We start from the raw sequence: 14277 nt of genomic DNA, 5'->3' as shown, positions 1-14277 counted from the left end.
TGCCGACTTCTGGTTGCTTCTGAGACGGCATTGGACGCCCTAGTGCCACTGTTGCCGCCCTCCTACATTGGTCTCAACGGCGGCTGCATCGCCCCCCACACCGGGGAACGCGCCGCAGCCACCGCCCAGTGCGAACCGATTCAGACCCGTCATCAGGAGCGACATCATGATTTCCCAGTTCACCCGCATCTTCGTCCCCGCCGCCGTCTCGCTGGTGGTCGGCCTTTCGCTGCAAGGCGCGCACGCCGCGCCGATCGACAGCGCCCCGGTCGGCACCGCGGCGCGCATGCACGACGTGTTCTCGCAAGGGCTGCGCCAGGGCTCGTTCAATCCGTTCACGGAGGGCGCCCGCGGCAACGTTTCCGCCGCCATCGTGAGCGCGCGCACCCATGACGTCTTCAGCGAGGGGCTTCGCAATGGCCGCTTCGACCCCGACTCCGAAGGGGCGCGTGGCGCGGCAGACGGCGCGCTGGTCGCAGGGCTGGACCGCAGCGGCGTCTCCGCCCCGCCCGCACGGCAGTTCGATCCGTACTCGGACGGCGCCCGCACCGTCGACGGCGATCCGCGCGCACGCGGCGCGGCGCTGACGGGCGTGCCGGCCCTGGTGTAACGGCGCCCGCCGGCCCCTCCGGCTCGCCGGCCTCAACGCTACGGCAATCCCTGCCCCTGCCCGGCGCTTTCGCTTGATATTTTCTCAAGCGAAAGCGCCGGAAATATCGTTTGTCGGGTCCGGCGCGGGCGACAACCATTACGCCAAGGCCAACCATCACAGGAGACAACCGTGTCGGACCCGCTCTGGACTACGGAACCCATCCCCCATCTGCTTGCCTCGCGCGAGCGCGCCACCGGCGAATGGATCTTTCCCGCGCTGCCGGACCGCTCGCCGCTCGCCGCCGCCCACGACCCGGTCACCATCGCCGGCACCGGCGTGGTCTACAGCTTCACGATCATCCATCCGGCGCCGAAGACCGGGCTGGCGCCCTATGCGGTCGGCTATGTCGACTTCACCGGTCCGGTGCGGCTGTTCGGAAGGCTGGCCGGCAACGACCGTCCGGCCATCGGCGACCGCTATGTGCCGCGCCGCGATGACGAACTCGGCTACGTCTTCGAGGCCGTCCGGCCCTGACCCGGCCGCGACCGCCACCGCAACCGCAAACGCAAACGCAAACGCAAACGCAACCGAAGAAGGCAAGCAAGATGCAGGACATCTATCTCCATGGCGGCGCGATGACGCCATTCGGCCGCCATGCCGGCGTACTCGCCCCCGAACTGGCGCAACAGGCCATCCTGAAGGCGCTGGCCGACGCCGACGTGCCCGCGGGCCGGATCCAGGCCGTCTACTGCGCCAACGTGCTGGGCGGCATGATCCTCGGCCAATTGATCGTGCGCGATCTCGGCCTCAAGGGCATCCCGGTCTATAACGTCGAGAACGCCTGCGCCAGCGGGGCAACCGGCGTCCATCTGGCGCGGCATGCGCTGCTGGCCGGGCAGTACGACACGGTGCTGGTCGTCGGCATCGAGCAACTGACGGCGCTCGGCGGCGGCACCATTCCGCTGCAGCGCAACGACCACAAGACCGATTTGTACGCACGGGCCGGCATGGTGCTGCCCGCCGTCTATGCGATGCGCGGCACGCGCTTCCTGCACGAGCGCGACGCCTCGCCCGCCGACCTGGCGCAGGTCGCGGTCAAGAACCGCCATCACGGCTCGCTCAATCCGTATGCGCAGCAGCGCAGCACCACGACGGTCGAAGAGGTACTCGGCTCGCGCATGATCGCCGATCCGCTGACGCTGCTGCAGTGCTGCCCCTCGCAGGTCGATGGGGCGGCTGCGCTGGTGCTCGGCACGCGGCGGCCGGCGCAGCCGCGTCCCGTCAAGCTGCTGTCGTCGGTGGTGGTGTCCGGCATGCGCGAGGGCGCCGACGACGACATCCTGGACGCGGAGATCACCGCGCGCGCCGCGCGGCTGGCGTACCAGCAGGCGGGCCTGGGCCCGGAAGACGTCGATGTCGTCGAGCTGCACGACGCCTTTACCATCGCGGAACTGCTCTACTACGAAGCGCTGGGACTGGCCCCCCGTGGCGAGGCCGTGCCGCTGTTGCGCTCCGGCGCCACCCGGCTCGGCGGCCGCGTGCCGGTCAATCCGAGCGGCGGACTGCTGGCCAAGGGCCATCCGCTGGGCGCGACCGGCGTGGCGCAGATGGTCGAGATCCTGTGGCAGCTGCAGGGCCGCGCCGGCGAACGGCAGGTGGCGGACGCCCGCGTCGGCCTGACCCAATGCACCGGCGGCGGCATTGCGGGGGTCGACCACGCCGCCTCCTCCGTGCACTTGCTGGGAGTCTGACATGGCAACCGACACGACCCCTCGCTTCGATCCCGCCCACGTCGCGGTGGTGACCGGCGCCGCGCGCGGCATCGGCCTGGGCATCGCCACGCAACTGGCCCGACAGGGGCTGACCGTGGCGTTGCTCGACCGGGACGCCGCCGCGCTGGATGGCGCGGTCGGCGCGCTGACGGCCGACGGCTTGCGGGTCTTCGGCGCCAGCGCCGACCTGACGGAGTCGGCCGCGGTCAACGACGCCTTTGCACAGGTGCAGGCCCGCGCCGGCCGCGTCGACTATCTGGTCAACAACGCCGGCGCGGTCCGCGACATGCGCTTCCTGAAGATGAGCGATGCCGACTGGGACCTGGTCATCGACACGAACCTGCGCTCGCAGTTCCTGTGCTGCCGCGCGGCGCTGCCCGGCATGGTCGAGCGCGGCCACGGACGTATCGTCAATATCTCGTCGCGCGCCTGGCTCGGCGGCTTCGGGCAAGCGAACTACTCGGCCGCCAAGGGCGGCGTGGTCAGCCTGACGCGCTCGCTGGCCATCGAATTTGCCAGCAAGGGCATCACGGTCAATGCGATCGCCCCGGGCATCGTCGACACGCCGCTGTTTCGCGGCTTCGCGCCCGACGTGCAGGCACGGCTGAAGCAATCGGTGCCGGTGCAGCGGATCGGCACCGCCGAGGACATCGCCAACGCGGTCGGCTTCTTCCTCGATCCGCGCTCGTCCTACGTGACCGGCCAGGTGCTCTATGTCTGCGGCGGACGCAGCCTGTCCTCCCCCAGCGTCTAGGGAGCGCGCGATGACCATACGATTCGATACCCACGGACCCGTGGCGGTGCTGACCATCGACCGGCCCGAAGCGCTGAACGCGCTGGACGTCCCCGCGCTGCGCCAGCTGCGCGCGCACCTGTCAGCGGTGCGCGATCGCGACGACCTGCGCGTGGCGGTGCTGACCGGCGCCGGCACGCGGGCCTTCTGTGCCGGCGCGGACCTGAAGGGCACACGCGCATCGCCGGCCTCCTATCCGGAGGCGCTGTTTCGCGCGCCGGAGCCGGCGGCCGATCTCGGCCTCTACATCCGGCTGATGGACCTGACTGATCTGGGCCTGCACAAGCCGCTGGTCGCGGCCATCAACGGGCACTGCCTCGGTGCCGGGCTCGAGATCGCGCTGCAGTGCGATGTCCGTATCGCGGCGGAGTCGGCGAGCTTCGGCCTGCCGGAGGCCGCGGTCGGCTCGATTCCGGCGGTCTCCGGCCTGCATCGGCTGCTCAAGGCGGTGCCGGCCGCGCATGCCATGCAGATGGTGCTGACCGGCGAGCGCATCGATGCCGCGCAGGCAATGCGCATCGGCCTGGTGACCGAGGCACTGGCACCGGCGGCGCTGCATGACCGCGCGCTGGCCATTGCGGCCCGCATCGCGGCCAATGCGCCGCTGGCGGTGCAGGCCGTCAAGAAGCTGTCGCGGCAGACCAGCCATCTGAGCGAAGCCGATGCGCAGCAGCTGACCGAGCTCTACTGGGGCGCGCTGCGCGATACCGCGGACCGGATCGAGGGCCGCCAGGCCTTTGCCGAGAAGCGCCAACCCCGCTACACCGGCCGCTGACGGGCGCGCCGGGTCCCGATTGCCAACCAATGCGATAACCCACAAACCAATAGATCAACAAATCAACATACCGACAGGAGACGACCATGACAACGAAGACCACCATCGCGCGCCTCGCGCGCACCGCGCTGGCCGGCATGCTGGCGCTCACCGCGCTCGGCGCCGCGGCGCAGGCCCCCTTCCCCACGCAGAAACCCATCACGCTGGTGGTCCCGTTCGCGCCGGGCGGCGGCAACGATATCCTGGCCCGCCTGATCGCACCGAAGATGGGCCAGGCGCTGGGCCAGACCATCGTGATCGAGAACAAGCCCGGCGCGGGCGGCAATCTGGGCGCCGACTACGTCGCCCACGCCGCTCCGGACGGCTATACGCTGGTGATCGCCTCCAGCCAGGTCACGATGAACCCGTTTCTCGGCATCAAGGTGCCGTTCAGGATCGAAGCGGATTTCGAGCCGGTGGGGCGGATCGCCTCGGTGCCGATCATGCTGGTCGCCAACAACCAGCAGCCGTTCCGCACGCTGCAGGATTTCATCGAGTACAGCCGCGCCAATCCGGGCAAGCTCAGCTACAGCAGCCCGGGCAACGGTACCCCGCAGCACCTGGCCGGCGAGGTCTTTGCGAAGCTGAACAAGACCGAACTGCTGCACGTTCCCTATCGCGGCACCGGCCCTTCGATCACCGACCTGATGGGCGGCCAGGTGCAGCTGTCCTTCGCGACCTTCGCCTCGGCCATCGAGTACGTGCGGGCCGGCCGGCTGCGCGCGCTGGGAATCGCGGGAACCAGGCGCACGCCATTGATGCCGGACCTGCCGACCTTCGCCGAGGCGGGCATCAAGGGCTACGACGCCGAGCTGTGGTACAGCCTGCTGGCGCCGGCGAAGACGCCCAGACCGGTGATCGACAGGATCAATGCCGCGATGCTCGCCGCGCTGAAGTCGCCGGAGGTGTCCGCGCAGATGGCAAGGCAGGGCTTCGAGCCGCAGGCCTCTTCGCCGGCGGAACTGAAGGCGCAGCTCGGCAAGGACATGGCGCGCTGGCAGCGGCTGATCCAGGAAAACGGCATCAAGGTGGGGTTGTGAACGACCGCGCCATCACCCCGCCGGCCCCAATGACCCCATTCGCCGCCACGGTGCCGCCGGCGGACAATCCGCTGCTCGACTACCTCGGCATCCGGCTCGCCAGCGTCGGCGACGGCCACTGCGTATTCGAGCTCGATCTGGAGCCGCGCCACCTGAACCGCCAGGGCAGCGTGCAGGGCGGCGTCATCGCGACGATGCTGGACGCCGCCTGTGGCTATGCCGGCCTGCCCGTGGGACCGGACGGCGCGCTCGGGCACGCCGCCACCGCCATGCTGTCGATCAGCTACCTCAGCAAGGCCAGCGCGGGGCGGCTGCGCGCCATGGCCTCGGTGACCCGCGCCGGCAACAGCCTGTACTTCGCCTCGGCGCAATTGACTTCCGATGCCGGCGTGCTGATCGCCACCGCGCAGGGGACGTTCAAACGCGCCCGTCCCCGTCTGGAGAACTGACATGTTGCGCGACGCACTGCACGGCCTGACCGTGATCGACTTCACGCAGATTGGCGCGGGGCCGACCTGCACCATGCTGCTGGCCGACATGGGAGCGCGTGTCATCAAGGTTGAACCGCCGGGCGGCGAACTGGGACGCGGCCTCGGTCCCGGCTGGATCGGCGACGATGCCGCGCTGTTTCACGGCTTCAACCGCAACAAGCTGGGCGTGGCGCTGGACCTGAAGGCGCCGGACGGCATCGCCGTGGCGCGCAGGCTGAGCGCCGGCGCCGACATCGTGGTGGAGAGCATGCGCCCCGGCGTGATGGATCGGCTTGGACTCGGATACGCGGCATTGGCCGAGGCGCATCCGAGCCTGATCTATTGCTCGATCTCGGCCTATGGACAGCACGGACCGTACGCGCACCGGGCCGGGGTCGACGGCATCATGCAGGCCGATTCGGGCTTGATGAGCCTGATCGGCACGCCCGACGGCGAGCCGTGCAAGGTGCAGGCGCCGGTCGTCGACGTGATGACCGGCTACGTCGCCTGCATGGGCATCCTGGCCAAACTGGCCCAACGGTCCCGCGACGGACAGGGCGGCCACCTCGACGTCAGCCTGTTCAACGCGGCGCTGGCGCTGCAACAGTCGTCGCTGACCAGCTTTTGCGCCGACGGCCAGGCGCCCCAACGCGTCGGCAGCGCGGCACCGTATTCGGCGCCGAACCAGGCGTTTCGCACCGCCGACGGCTGGATCATGGTCGCCGCCTACATGCCCGAACGCTGGCGCCGGCTGTGCGAGGTGCTCGGCCTGCAATCGCTGGCCGACGATCCGCGCTTTGCCACCTCGCCACTGCGGGTGGCGAACCGCGCCGCGATGGTCGATGCATTGAACCGGGCGTTCGGCACGCGGCCGACCGACACCTGGCTGGCGCTGCTGCAGCAGGCGGACATCCTGTGCGCGCCCGTCGCGACCTACGACGACGTGATGGCGCACCCTCAGCTGGCGGCCAATGGGATGCTGCAGACCGTGCCCCACCCCACGCTGGGCGGCATCCGCATGCCGGGGTTCCCGATCAACAGCGCACCAGAAAATGCACGTCCGGCCCGGCCGGCGCCCGCATGCGGCGAGCATACCGAGGCGGTGCTGGGCCAGCTCGGCTACAGCGGCGACGACATCGCCAGGCTGCGTGCGAGCGGTGCGATCCACTGCGCCGACGTTGCCGCGCCCGCCGCCACGGCGGCGTGAGTCACGACAATCCTCGCGATATCGCCTCGTCCTACTGCTGCGCCGCGAACTGCGCCAGCAGCCACTGCCGGAACACCGTCATGCTGGGGCTTTCCTTGCGGTCGGCCGGCGTCAGCAGGTAGTAGGTGAAATCGCCCATGTCGACGGCCTGACGGAATGGCGCGACGAGCCGGCCGGCCTCCAGGTCGGCCGCCACCAGAAAGCGCTGCGCGATCGCAAAGCCCTGCCCTTCGATGGCGGCCGCGTAGGCCATCGCCGAACTCTGGTAGGTCATGCCGCCGCGCGCATCGACGTCCCGTTCCGCGCGCACCGAACGCAGCCAGTGCGCCCAGTCGTCGGGCCGCGCGATCGAATGCAGCAAGGTGTGGTGCCGCAGGTCGGCCGGCTTCCTGACCTTCGGCCCGGCGGCGAGCAGCCCGGGACTGCAGACCGGCACCAGGATGTTCGACACCAGCCGGTAGGCGTTCGCCCCGCTCCACTTGCCGTCGCCGAGCCGGATCGCGCCGTCGATGTCCTCCTTGCGGAAGTCGACCGGATCGAGCGACGCGGTCAGCAACACCTCGATGCCGCGGTTTGCCGCATGAAAGCTCGACAACCGCGGGATCAGCCAGCGCATCGCGAAGGTGGTATAGGCACGCACCTTCAGCTGCTTGCGTTTCGCCCGCTTGTTCAGACGAGTGGTGGCCTCGCGCAAGTCGTCCATCGCCCGCGTGACCGCGCGGTAGTAGTCCTCGCCGGCGCTGGTCAGCGAAATCTGCCGATGTCCGCGGTGCAGCAGCTGCACGCCAAGCCCCTCCTCCAGCCCGCGGATCTGGCGGCTGACGGCGCCGGGCGTCACATGCAGCTCCTCCGCGGCCGCCGTGATGCTCAGGTGCCGGCCCGCGGCCTCGAAGGCGCGCAACGCGTTCAGTGGGGGCAGTTTGTCCATGGCGGCGAGTCTGCCATACGGTTGAGCTTTGCTCAATCGAAATGCACCGATCAAACAGACAACCATTGGTTGCTATTGAAGCCCCATTACATCGCATTGTGTCAAGAGAGCGGCGGACCTACATTGGACTGCGTGGCCACGGCCATTTCGAACCTCACCCAACGCAGCATCCTCACAGGAGAATCATCATGTCCGCCACCATCACCACCCGCGCCAGCAACGACAGCAAGGTCTGGTTCATCACCGGCGCGTCTCGCGGCTTCGGCCTGGAGCTGACGCGCGCCGCACTGGCTCGCGGCGACCGCGTCGTCGCCACCGCGCGCCGCCCCGAAACGATCGCTGCCGCGCTGGGCGAGGACGCGAACCTGCTGAGCGTGGCGCTGGACGTCACCAACGAGGCGCAGGCCATCGCCGCCGCCGATGCCGCGGTCGCACGGTTCGGCCGCATCGACGTGCTGGTCAACAACGCGGGCTACGGCCTGCTCGGCGCGGTGGAAGAGGCGTCGGCGAAGGAAGTCGAGCAGCAGTTCGCCACCAATGTGTTCGGCGTGCTCGCCGTGACCCGCGCGGTGCTGCCGCAGATGCGCCGCCAGCGCAGCGGGCACGTGATCAATATCTCGTCGATCGGCGGCTATGCGGCCTATCCTGGCTGGGGTGTGTACGGTGCGACCAAGTTCGCGGTCGAGGGGCTGACCGAGGCGCTCGATGCGGAACTGGCGCCGCTGGGCGTGCGGGCTACCGTGGTCGAGCCCGGCTTCTTCCGTACGGACTTCCTCGACGACAGCTCGCTGGTGCGCGTGCGCTCGGAGATCGCCGCCTATGCCGAGACCGTCGGCGCGATGCGTGGCCACATGGCATCGGCCAATCACCAGCAGCCGGGCGACCCCGTCAAGCTGGCCGCCGCGCTGCTGGCGCTGGCCGACAGCGACTCACCGCCGGTGCGGCTGCCCCTCGGCTCGGACACGGTGGCCCGCATTACGGAGAAGAACCGCAAGGTCGAAGCGGAACTGTCGGCATGGCGGGCGCTGGCGGTGTCGACCGACCATGACGACGTGCGGGTGTGATGGGGCGGCGTGGGCAATGCCACTGGGGTGATGGCACTACCCCTTGCCCTCTCCCCCGGCCCCTCTCCCGCAAGCGGGAGAGGGGAGAAAACCGCCGGCATGCGAAGCGGTCCGGGAAGCAGCGATGGCAACCGTGCTGGCGACACACTGCTCCCTCTCCCGCCTGCGGGAGAGGGCTGGGGAGAGGGCAAGGCGTCCCCCAACCCCCTACCCTTGATCGTCAGGCAACAATCATTTGACGGCACAGGGCTGTTTCTTCCCGTCAATCGGCACCACAATGCGCCGAATCCCCAATCACGCATTCCTGGAGCCCACCATGACGCAAACGATTCCCGCCTTCGGCCTCGGCACGTTCCGCCTGACCGGCCAGACCGTGATCGACTCGGTCAAGAACGCCTTGTCGCTCGGCTATCGGCTGATCGATACCGCGCAGATCTACGGCAACGAGGCCGAGGTCGGCCAGGCCATCGCGCAGAGCGGTGTTGCCCGCAAGGACCTGTTCGTCACGACCAAGATCTGGACCGACAACCTGGCCGGCGACAAGCTGATCCCGAGCCTGAAGGACAGCCTGACCAGGCTGCGCACCGAGCAGGTCGACCTGACGCTGATCCACTGGCCGTCGCCGAACGGCGCGGTACCGCTGCCCGAATACATGGCCGCGCTGGCCGAGGCCAAGGCGCAGGGCCTGACGCGGCTGATCGGGGTGTCGAACTTCACGGTGTCGCTGCTCGACCAGGCCATCGCCGCGGTCGGCGCGCGCGAGATCGCGACCAACCAGGTCGAGATCCATCCCTATCTGCAGAACCGCAAGCTGGTCGAACACGCTCGCGGCCAGGGCATCCACCTGACCTCGTACATGACGCTGGCCTACGGCAAGGTGCTGCAGGACCCGGTCATCCAGGCCATCGCGCAGGCGCACGGCGCCACGCCGGCCCAGATCGCGCTGGCCTGGGCACTGCAGCAGGGCTTTGCGGTGATCCCGTCGTCGACCAAGCGCGAGAACCTCGCCAGCAACCTGCGGGCGCAGCAGCTGCGCCTGACCGACGACGAGATGGCCAAGATCGCCACGCTCGATCGCGGCGACCGGCTGGCCAATCCGGAAGGCATCGCGCCCGCCTGGGATTGACCTGCCCTCCTCGTGGCCCCGTCGTCCCCGCGAAAGCGGGGACCCAGCGGCTTTGAGCCTATGTCGTGCCTAGAGTCACTGGGTCCCCCGTGCGCGGGGACGACGGGGGTCCCTTTTTGCAGGATCACCGGCCTGGCTGCAGGGCCTGATCGCTTCCCTGCGCGTCGCCCTGCGGCAGCGCGTGCGGATCGCTGCGCGGCACGCCGTTGAACAGCAGGTTCAGCAGTACCGACAGCACGCAGGCCAGCAGGATACTGCTGTGCATCAGCGGCTGCAGCCACTTCGGCAGATGGTGGAACAGCGTCGGCGCAAAGGTCGGCAGCAGCGAGATCGCCAGCGTCGCCGCGACGATATAGACGTTGTGCCGCTGCGATTCGAAATCGACCCGCCCCAGCGTGCGCACCCCAGCGGCGGTGACCACGCCGAACATGAACAGCGCCGCGCCGCCGAGCGCGGGCAGCGGCACCGAGGTCACCACGGTCGCCATCTTGGGAAACAGCCCCAGCACGCACAGGATCACGCCGGCCGCCACCACCACCCAGCGGCTCTTGACGCCGGTCACCACCAGCAGCCCGATGTTCTGGCTGTAGATCGTGTACGGAAAGCCGTTCAGCGCGCCGCCGATCACGCTGGCCAGGCCGTTGGCGCGCAGGCCGTCGGTCATCTCGCGCGGCGTCAGGGTCTTGCCGACGACGTCGCCGGTGGCCAGGAACAGGCCCATCGACTCGATCATGATGATCACCATCACCACCACGATGGTGGCGACCGCGAGCGGATCGAACACGGGCCAGCCGAAGTAGAACGGCCGGATCACGTCCACCATCGGCGCCTCGGCGACGCCGGCGAAGTCGACCATGCCGAAAGGGATCGCCACCAGCATGCCGGCCGCCAGCGCCAGCAGCACCGAGACATTGGTCCAGAAGCCCTTGAGCCAGCGGTTGATCGCCAGGATCAGCGCAAAGACGAAGCCGGCCAGCGCCAGGTTGTGCGGCGCGCCGAAGTCCGGCGCGCCCTTGCCGCCGCCGATCCAGTTGACGCCGACCGGGAACAGCGACAGCCCGACCACCATCACGATGGAGCCGCCGACGATCGGCGGGAAGAAGCGCACCAGCCTGCCAAATACCGGCGAAATCAGCATCGTCAGCAGACCGCCCGCCATCACCGCGCCGATCACCGCCGGCAGCCCGAGGCCGGGATTGGTGGCGATCACCAGGATCGGCGGGATCGCGCTGAAGGCCACGCCCTGCATCACCGGCATCCGCACGCCGATGCGCCAGAAGCCAGCCGATTGCAGGATGGTCGCGATGCCGCAGGTGAACAGGTCGGCGTTGATCAGCACGGCCACCGCTTCCTTCGGCAGCTTCAGCGCGGTGGCGATGATCATCGGCACCGCGATCGCGCCGACATACATCACCAGCACATGCTGGAAGCCCAGCATCAGCAGCGGCCCGGTGGCGGGTACCGCATCGACGGGCGCGCGCGCCGGCGGCACGGTGTCACGCACCGCGTTGTGTTGCGCTTTCATGGGGGTGTCTCCTTCCAGTTCTCGCTGTGGTTGTTGTGCTTGTTGTGCTTGTTGTCGTGGTCGTGCCGGCGTGCCGCGGCGGCGCCGGTGCCGGCATAGCGTGGGATGCCGCATGGGGGGGGCGCGCCGGTCCGACGCACGTCAGCGGCGGCCGTCGAAACGACGCCCGCCACCGTGCTCATCGTTCGCGGTTCAGGCGAAGCGGAACGGCGTCGCGCGCAGGCGTTTGCCGGTCGCCGCGAAGATCGCGTTGCCGATCGCCGGGGCCACCGGCGGATTGGACAGTTCGCCGACGCCGCTGGGCGCCCTGCCCGACGGCGGCATCAGCTCGATGTCCAGCCGCGGCGCATCGGTGATGCGCACCACCGGATAGTCGTGGTAATTGCTGATGCGCACGGTGCCGTGGTCGATCGGCACCTCGTTCATCATCGCCGTCGACACGCCCCAGTACAGCCCGCCCGCCAGCTGCTGCCGCACCGAGCTGGGATCGACCGCCAGCCCGCAGTCGACCACGCAACTGAGCCTGTGCACCGTGATCGCGCGCTCCTTGACCTCGACCTCCGCGACCACCGCGATATAGCTCTTGTAGCCCTGATAGGTCGCGATGCCGAGTCCGCGGCCGGGCGCCGAAGCCCGCGGCCAGCCGGCCAGCGCCGCGGCACGGTCGAGCACCGCCAGATGCTCGGGCCGCTCGCGCAGCAGGCGGCGGCGATAGGCGAGCGGATCCTGCCCCGCCGCGTGCGCGGCTTCGTCGATCAGGCTCTCGATCGCGAAGACGTTGGGCACGTAGCTGACCGCGCGCCACCACCAGATCGGCAGCTTCGGCTCGACCCGCACCCACGCCAGGTCGAGCGTGCCGATGTCGTAGTAGAAGTCGTCGCGCATCGCCTCGGTGCAGCTCGGATCGACCGGCACCTTGGCAAGGAACCCGGGGTCGTCGGGTTCCTTGATCGACGGCGTCACCGCGCGCAGGCTGAAGGCGGCGATGCCGCCGTCGCGATCGAGCGCGGCGCGCGCCTTGTGTACGCTGGCGGTCTGGTAGAACAGGCCGCGCATATCGTCCTCGCGGCTGTAGATCAGCTTGACCGGCTTGCCGACGCGGCGCGAGATATAGGTGGCCTCGAGAATCTGGTGCATGCCCTCGCGCGCGCCGAAGCTGCCGCCGGCCTCGGTCAGATGGATCCTGACCTTGTCGGCCGGCACGCCGGCGATGGTCTCGGCTGCCTGCGCGCAGCGCGACGGCACCTGGATGCCGCCCCAATACTCGACGATGCCGTCGTGCACCCAGGCCACCACGCTGAGCGGTTCCATCTGCGCGTGGGCCTTGTAGGGCATCGTGTAGACGCCTTCGACGACCTTGTCGGCGCGCGCGAACGCGGCCGCGGCATCGCCCTTGACCTTGCTCTTGAGGCCGGCATCATCGACATGCCGGGCCAGCTCGCGAAGCGCGCCCTCGGCGCTGAAATCCGCCATGTCGCTGTCGCCCCATCGCACCTTCAACGCCTGGCGCGCGCGCTGCGCGGCCCAGAAGTGGTCGGCGACGATGGCCACGCCGGGCTGGCAGGCGCCGTTGTCCGGCACCGCCGGGCCCATGCCGGGACGGAAATGCGCGATCGCCGCGGGAATCTCGGTCGCGAACACATCGCGCACGCCGGGCATCGCCTTGACCTCGGCCGCATTGAACGACACCACGCTTGCATTGATCACCGGCGGATGGACCACGATCGCGGTCAGCATGCCGGGCAGCTTGATATCGACCGCGTATTGCGCGCGGCCGGTCAGCTTGTCCGCGACGCGATAGCTGCTGCGTTCCTTGCCGATCAGCACGAAATCGGCCGGGCGCTTGAGCGCGACTTCCTTCGGCACGGGCTGCCGTGCCGCGCCTTCGGCGAGATCGCCGTAGCCGAGCCGCCGCGAGCCGGCGGCATCGATCACCATGCCGCTGCTCGTGCGGCAACTGGCCGGATCGACCCGCCAGCGCTGCGCGGCCTCGGCGACCAGCATCGCGCGCGCGGTGGCACCGGCGCGCCGCAGCGTGGTCCATTCGAGCGGCACGCTGGTGCTGCCGCCGGTTGCGTGCATGCCCCACAGCGGATGGATGTAGACCTGCGCCAGCGGATCGTCCGGCTGCACCACGCGCACGCGCGACCAGTCGGCATCGAGCTCCTCGGCCAGCATCAGCCCGAGCGCGTTCTTGACGCCGGTGCCGCTGTCGAACTTGTGCACGACCAGCAGCACCTCGCCCTGCGGCGTGATGCGAACCCAGGCGTTGGGGGCGAAGGCGGCGCCATCGGCGGGGGCGCCCGAGGACGATGCCCCGGCGGCGGCGCCTGCCGCGCGCACGCCGCCGGCGCTCAGCTCCAGCATCAGGCCGCCGGCCAGCGCCGCCCCGCTCTTCAGGAAGTCGCGCCGCTTCATGCCGGCCTCCCGCTGCGCAGTTCGGCCGCGGCGCGATGGATCGCGCGCCGGATCCGGTCATAGGTGCCGCAGCGGCAGATATTGCCCGCCATCGCCGCATCGATATCGCTGTCGCTGGGCTTCGGCTTCCGCGCCAGCAGCGCGGCGGCGGACATCAGCTGCCCCGACTGGCAGTAGCCGCATTGCGGCACGTCCTCGGCCTGCCATGCGCGCTGCAGCACATGCAGCGCATCGGGCTTGCCCAACCCCTCGATGGTCGTCACGCGCTTGCCGGCGACGCTGGACAACGGCGTCTGGCAGGCGCGCACGGCCTGTCCGTCGACATGGACGGTGCACGCGCCGCACAGGCCCATGCCGCAGCCGTACTTGGTGCCGGTCAGGTCCAGCTGGTCGCGCAACACCCACAGCAGCGGCGTATCCGCGGGGGCGTCCACACGCCGGCGGGCGCCATTGACATCGAGCTTGGTGGTCATCGTGGTCTCCTCGGCCGCCCCTCTGGCGTGGACGGATCAGGGAAAGCCTAGGTGT

Annotated in this window: 14 protein-coding genes; 10 read left to right on the top strand and 4 right to left on the bottom strand. The window is 69.4% G+C overall.

Annotated elements, in window-relative coordinates:
- Positions 1–166: 166 nt before the first annotated feature.
- The 8 genes from KZ686_RS23080 to KZ686_RS23045 all read left to right on the top strand — a co-directional run bounded on the left by KZ686_RS23080 (position 167) and on the right by KZ686_RS23045 (position 6688).
- The gene (locus KZ686_RS23080; protein WP_226105942.1) at positions 167–610 is read left to right on the top strand and encodes a LysR family transcriptional regulator; all 444 of its coding nucleotides are present in this window, start codon (positions 167–169) and stop codon (positions 608–610) included.
- 171 nt (positions 611–781) lie between these two features.
- A complete protein-coding gene (locus tag KZ686_RS23075) occupies positions 782–1126 on the top strand; it encodes a Zn-ribbon domain-containing OB-fold protein (protein ID WP_226105944.1) in 345 nt (114 codons plus the stop codon).
- A 71-nt stretch (positions 1127–1197) separates the two neighbouring features.
- On the top strand, positions 1198–2343 hold the full coding sequence (locus KZ686_RS23070) for a thiolase family protein (protein ID WP_226105946.1): 1146 nt from the start codon (positions 1198–1200) through the stop codon (positions 2341–2343).
- Position 2344: 1 nt separating this feature from the next.
- A complete protein-coding gene (locus KZ686_RS23065) occupies positions 2345–3118 on the top strand; it encodes an SDR family oxidoreductase (protein WP_023263636.1) in 774 nt (257 codons plus the stop codon).
- A gap of 10 nt (positions 3119–3128) precedes the next feature.
- Positions 3129–3932, top strand: a complete 804-nt coding sequence (locus tag KZ686_RS23060; protein WP_226105948.1) for an enoyl-CoA hydratase/isomerase family protein — start codon at positions 3129–3131, stop codon at positions 3930–3932.
- A gap of 86 nt (positions 3933–4018) precedes the next feature.
- Positions 4019–5011: a tripartite tricarboxylate transporter substrate binding protein gene (locus KZ686_RS23055; RefSeq protein ID WP_226105950.1), complete on the top strand. Its 993-nt coding sequence runs from the start codon at positions 4019–4021 to the stop codon at positions 5009–5011.
- Positions 5012–5040: 29 nt separating this feature from the next.
- Entirely contained in the window at positions 5041–5460 is a 420-nt protein-coding gene (locus KZ686_RS23050; RefSeq protein ID WP_023263634.1) for a PaaI family thioesterase, read from the top strand.
- 1 nt (position 5461) lies between these two features.
- Positions 5462–6688, top strand: a complete 1227-nt coding sequence (locus tag KZ686_RS23045) for a CaiB/BaiF CoA transferase family protein (protein WP_226105952.1) — start codon at positions 5462–5464, stop codon at positions 6686–6688.
- Positions 6689–6719: 31 nt separating this feature from the next.
- On the opposite strand, the gene gcvA is transcribed toward KZ686_RS23045, so the two are convergent.
- Positions 6720–7616, bottom strand: coding sequence for a transcriptional regulator GcvA (gene gcvA / locus KZ686_RS23040; protein WP_006578600.1), 897 nt, complete (start codon positions 7614–7616; stop codon positions 6720–6722).
- A 188-nt stretch (positions 7617–7804) separates the two neighbouring features.
- Between gcvA and KZ686_RS23035 the strand changes: the two genes are divergently transcribed.
- Entirely contained in the window at positions 7805–8680 is an 876-nt protein-coding gene (locus tag KZ686_RS23035) for an oxidoreductase (RefSeq protein ID WP_265633791.1), read from the top strand.
- A 316-nt stretch (positions 8681–8996) separates the two neighbouring features.
- Positions 8997–9806, top strand: a complete 810-nt coding sequence (gene dkgB, locus KZ686_RS23030) for a 2,5-didehydrogluconate reductase DkgB (protein WP_226105956.1) — start codon at positions 8997–8999, stop codon at positions 9804–9806.
- Positions 9807–9930: 124 nt separating this feature from the next.
- Here the strand turns inward: dkgB and KZ686_RS23025 are convergent, their stop codons facing one another.
- The 3 genes from KZ686_RS23025 to KZ686_RS23015 form a co-directional block, all read right to left on the bottom strand.
- Positions 9931–11331: a nucleobase:cation symporter-2 family protein gene (locus KZ686_RS23025; RefSeq protein WP_226105958.1), complete on the bottom strand. Its 1401-nt coding sequence runs from the start codon at positions 11329–11331 to the stop codon at positions 9931–9933.
- A gap of 192 nt (positions 11332–11523) precedes the next feature.
- On the bottom strand, positions 11524–13749 hold the full coding sequence (locus KZ686_RS23020) for a xanthine dehydrogenase family protein molybdopterin-binding subunit (protein ID WP_265633790.1): 2226 nt from the start codon (positions 13747–13749) through the stop codon (positions 11524–11526).
- Positions 13746–14222 (bottom strand): (2Fe-2S)-binding protein, encoded by a 477-nt coding sequence (locus tag KZ686_RS23015; protein WP_149316128.1) that lies wholly within the window; start codon positions 14220–14222, stop codon positions 13746–13748. The genes KZ686_RS23020 and KZ686_RS23015 overlap by 4 nt, the downstream gene beginning before the upstream one ends.
- Positions 14223–14277 lie beyond the last annotated feature (55 nt).

This window comes from Cupriavidus cauae (assembly GCF_026210475.1).
In the GTDB taxonomy this organism is placed as follows: Bacteria; Pseudomonadota; Gammaproteobacteria; order Burkholderiales; family Burkholderiaceae; genus Cupriavidus; species Cupriavidus cauae.
This window is presented reverse-complemented; position numbering and strand designations above follow the sequence as displayed.

Excerpts from the sequence above, each read along its gene's own strand:
- KZ686_RS23080 (WP_226105942.1), top strand. The coding sequence starts at position 167 with ATGATTTCCCAGTTCACCCGCATCTTCGTCCCCGCCGCCGTCTCGCTG.
- KZ686_RS23070 (WP_226105946.1), top strand. The coding sequence starts at position 1,198 with ATGCAGGACATCTATCTCCATGGCGGCGCGATGACGCCATTCGGCCGC.
- KZ686_RS23065 (WP_023263636.1), top strand. The coding sequence starts at position 2,345 with ATGGCAACCGACACGACCCCTCGCTTCGATCCCGCCCACGTCGCGGTG.
- KZ686_RS23060 (WP_226105948.1), top strand. The coding sequence starts at position 3,129 with ATGACCATACGATTCGATACCCACGGACCCGTGGCGGTGCTGACCATC.
- KZ686_RS23055 (WP_226105950.1), top strand. The coding sequence starts at position 4,019 with ATGACAACGAAGACCACCATCGCGCGCCTCGCGCGCACCGCGCTGGCC.
- KZ686_RS23050 (WP_023263634.1), top strand. The coding sequence starts at position 5,041 with ATGACCCCATTCGCCGCCACGGTGCCGCCGGCGGACAATCCGCTGCTC.
- KZ686_RS23045 (WP_226105952.1), top strand. The coding sequence starts at position 5,462 with ATGTTGCGCGACGCACTGCACGGCCTGACCGTGATCGACTTCACGCAG.
- gcvA (WP_006578600.1), bottom strand. The coding sequence starts at position 7,616 with ATGGACAAACTGCCCCCACTGAACGCGTTGCGCGCCTTCGAGGCCGCG.
- KZ686_RS23035 (WP_265633791.1), top strand. The coding sequence starts at position 7,805 with ATGTCCGCCACCATCACCACCCGCGCCAGCAACGACAGCAAGGTCTGG.
- dkgB (WP_226105956.1), top strand. The coding sequence starts at position 8,997 with ATGACGCAAACGATTCCCGCCTTCGGCCTCGGCACGTTCCGCCTGACC.
- KZ686_RS23025 (WP_226105958.1), bottom strand. The coding sequence starts at position 11,331 with ATGAAAGCGCAACACAACGCGGTGCGTGACACCGTGCCGCCGGCGCGC.
- KZ686_RS23020 (WP_265633790.1), bottom strand. The coding sequence starts at position 13,749 with ATGAAGCGGCGCGACTTCCTGAAGAGCGGGGCGGCGCTGGCCGGCGGC.
- KZ686_RS23015 (WP_149316128.1), bottom strand. The coding sequence starts at position 14,222 with ATGACCACCAAGCTCGATGTCAATGGCGCCCGCCGGCGTGTGGACGCC.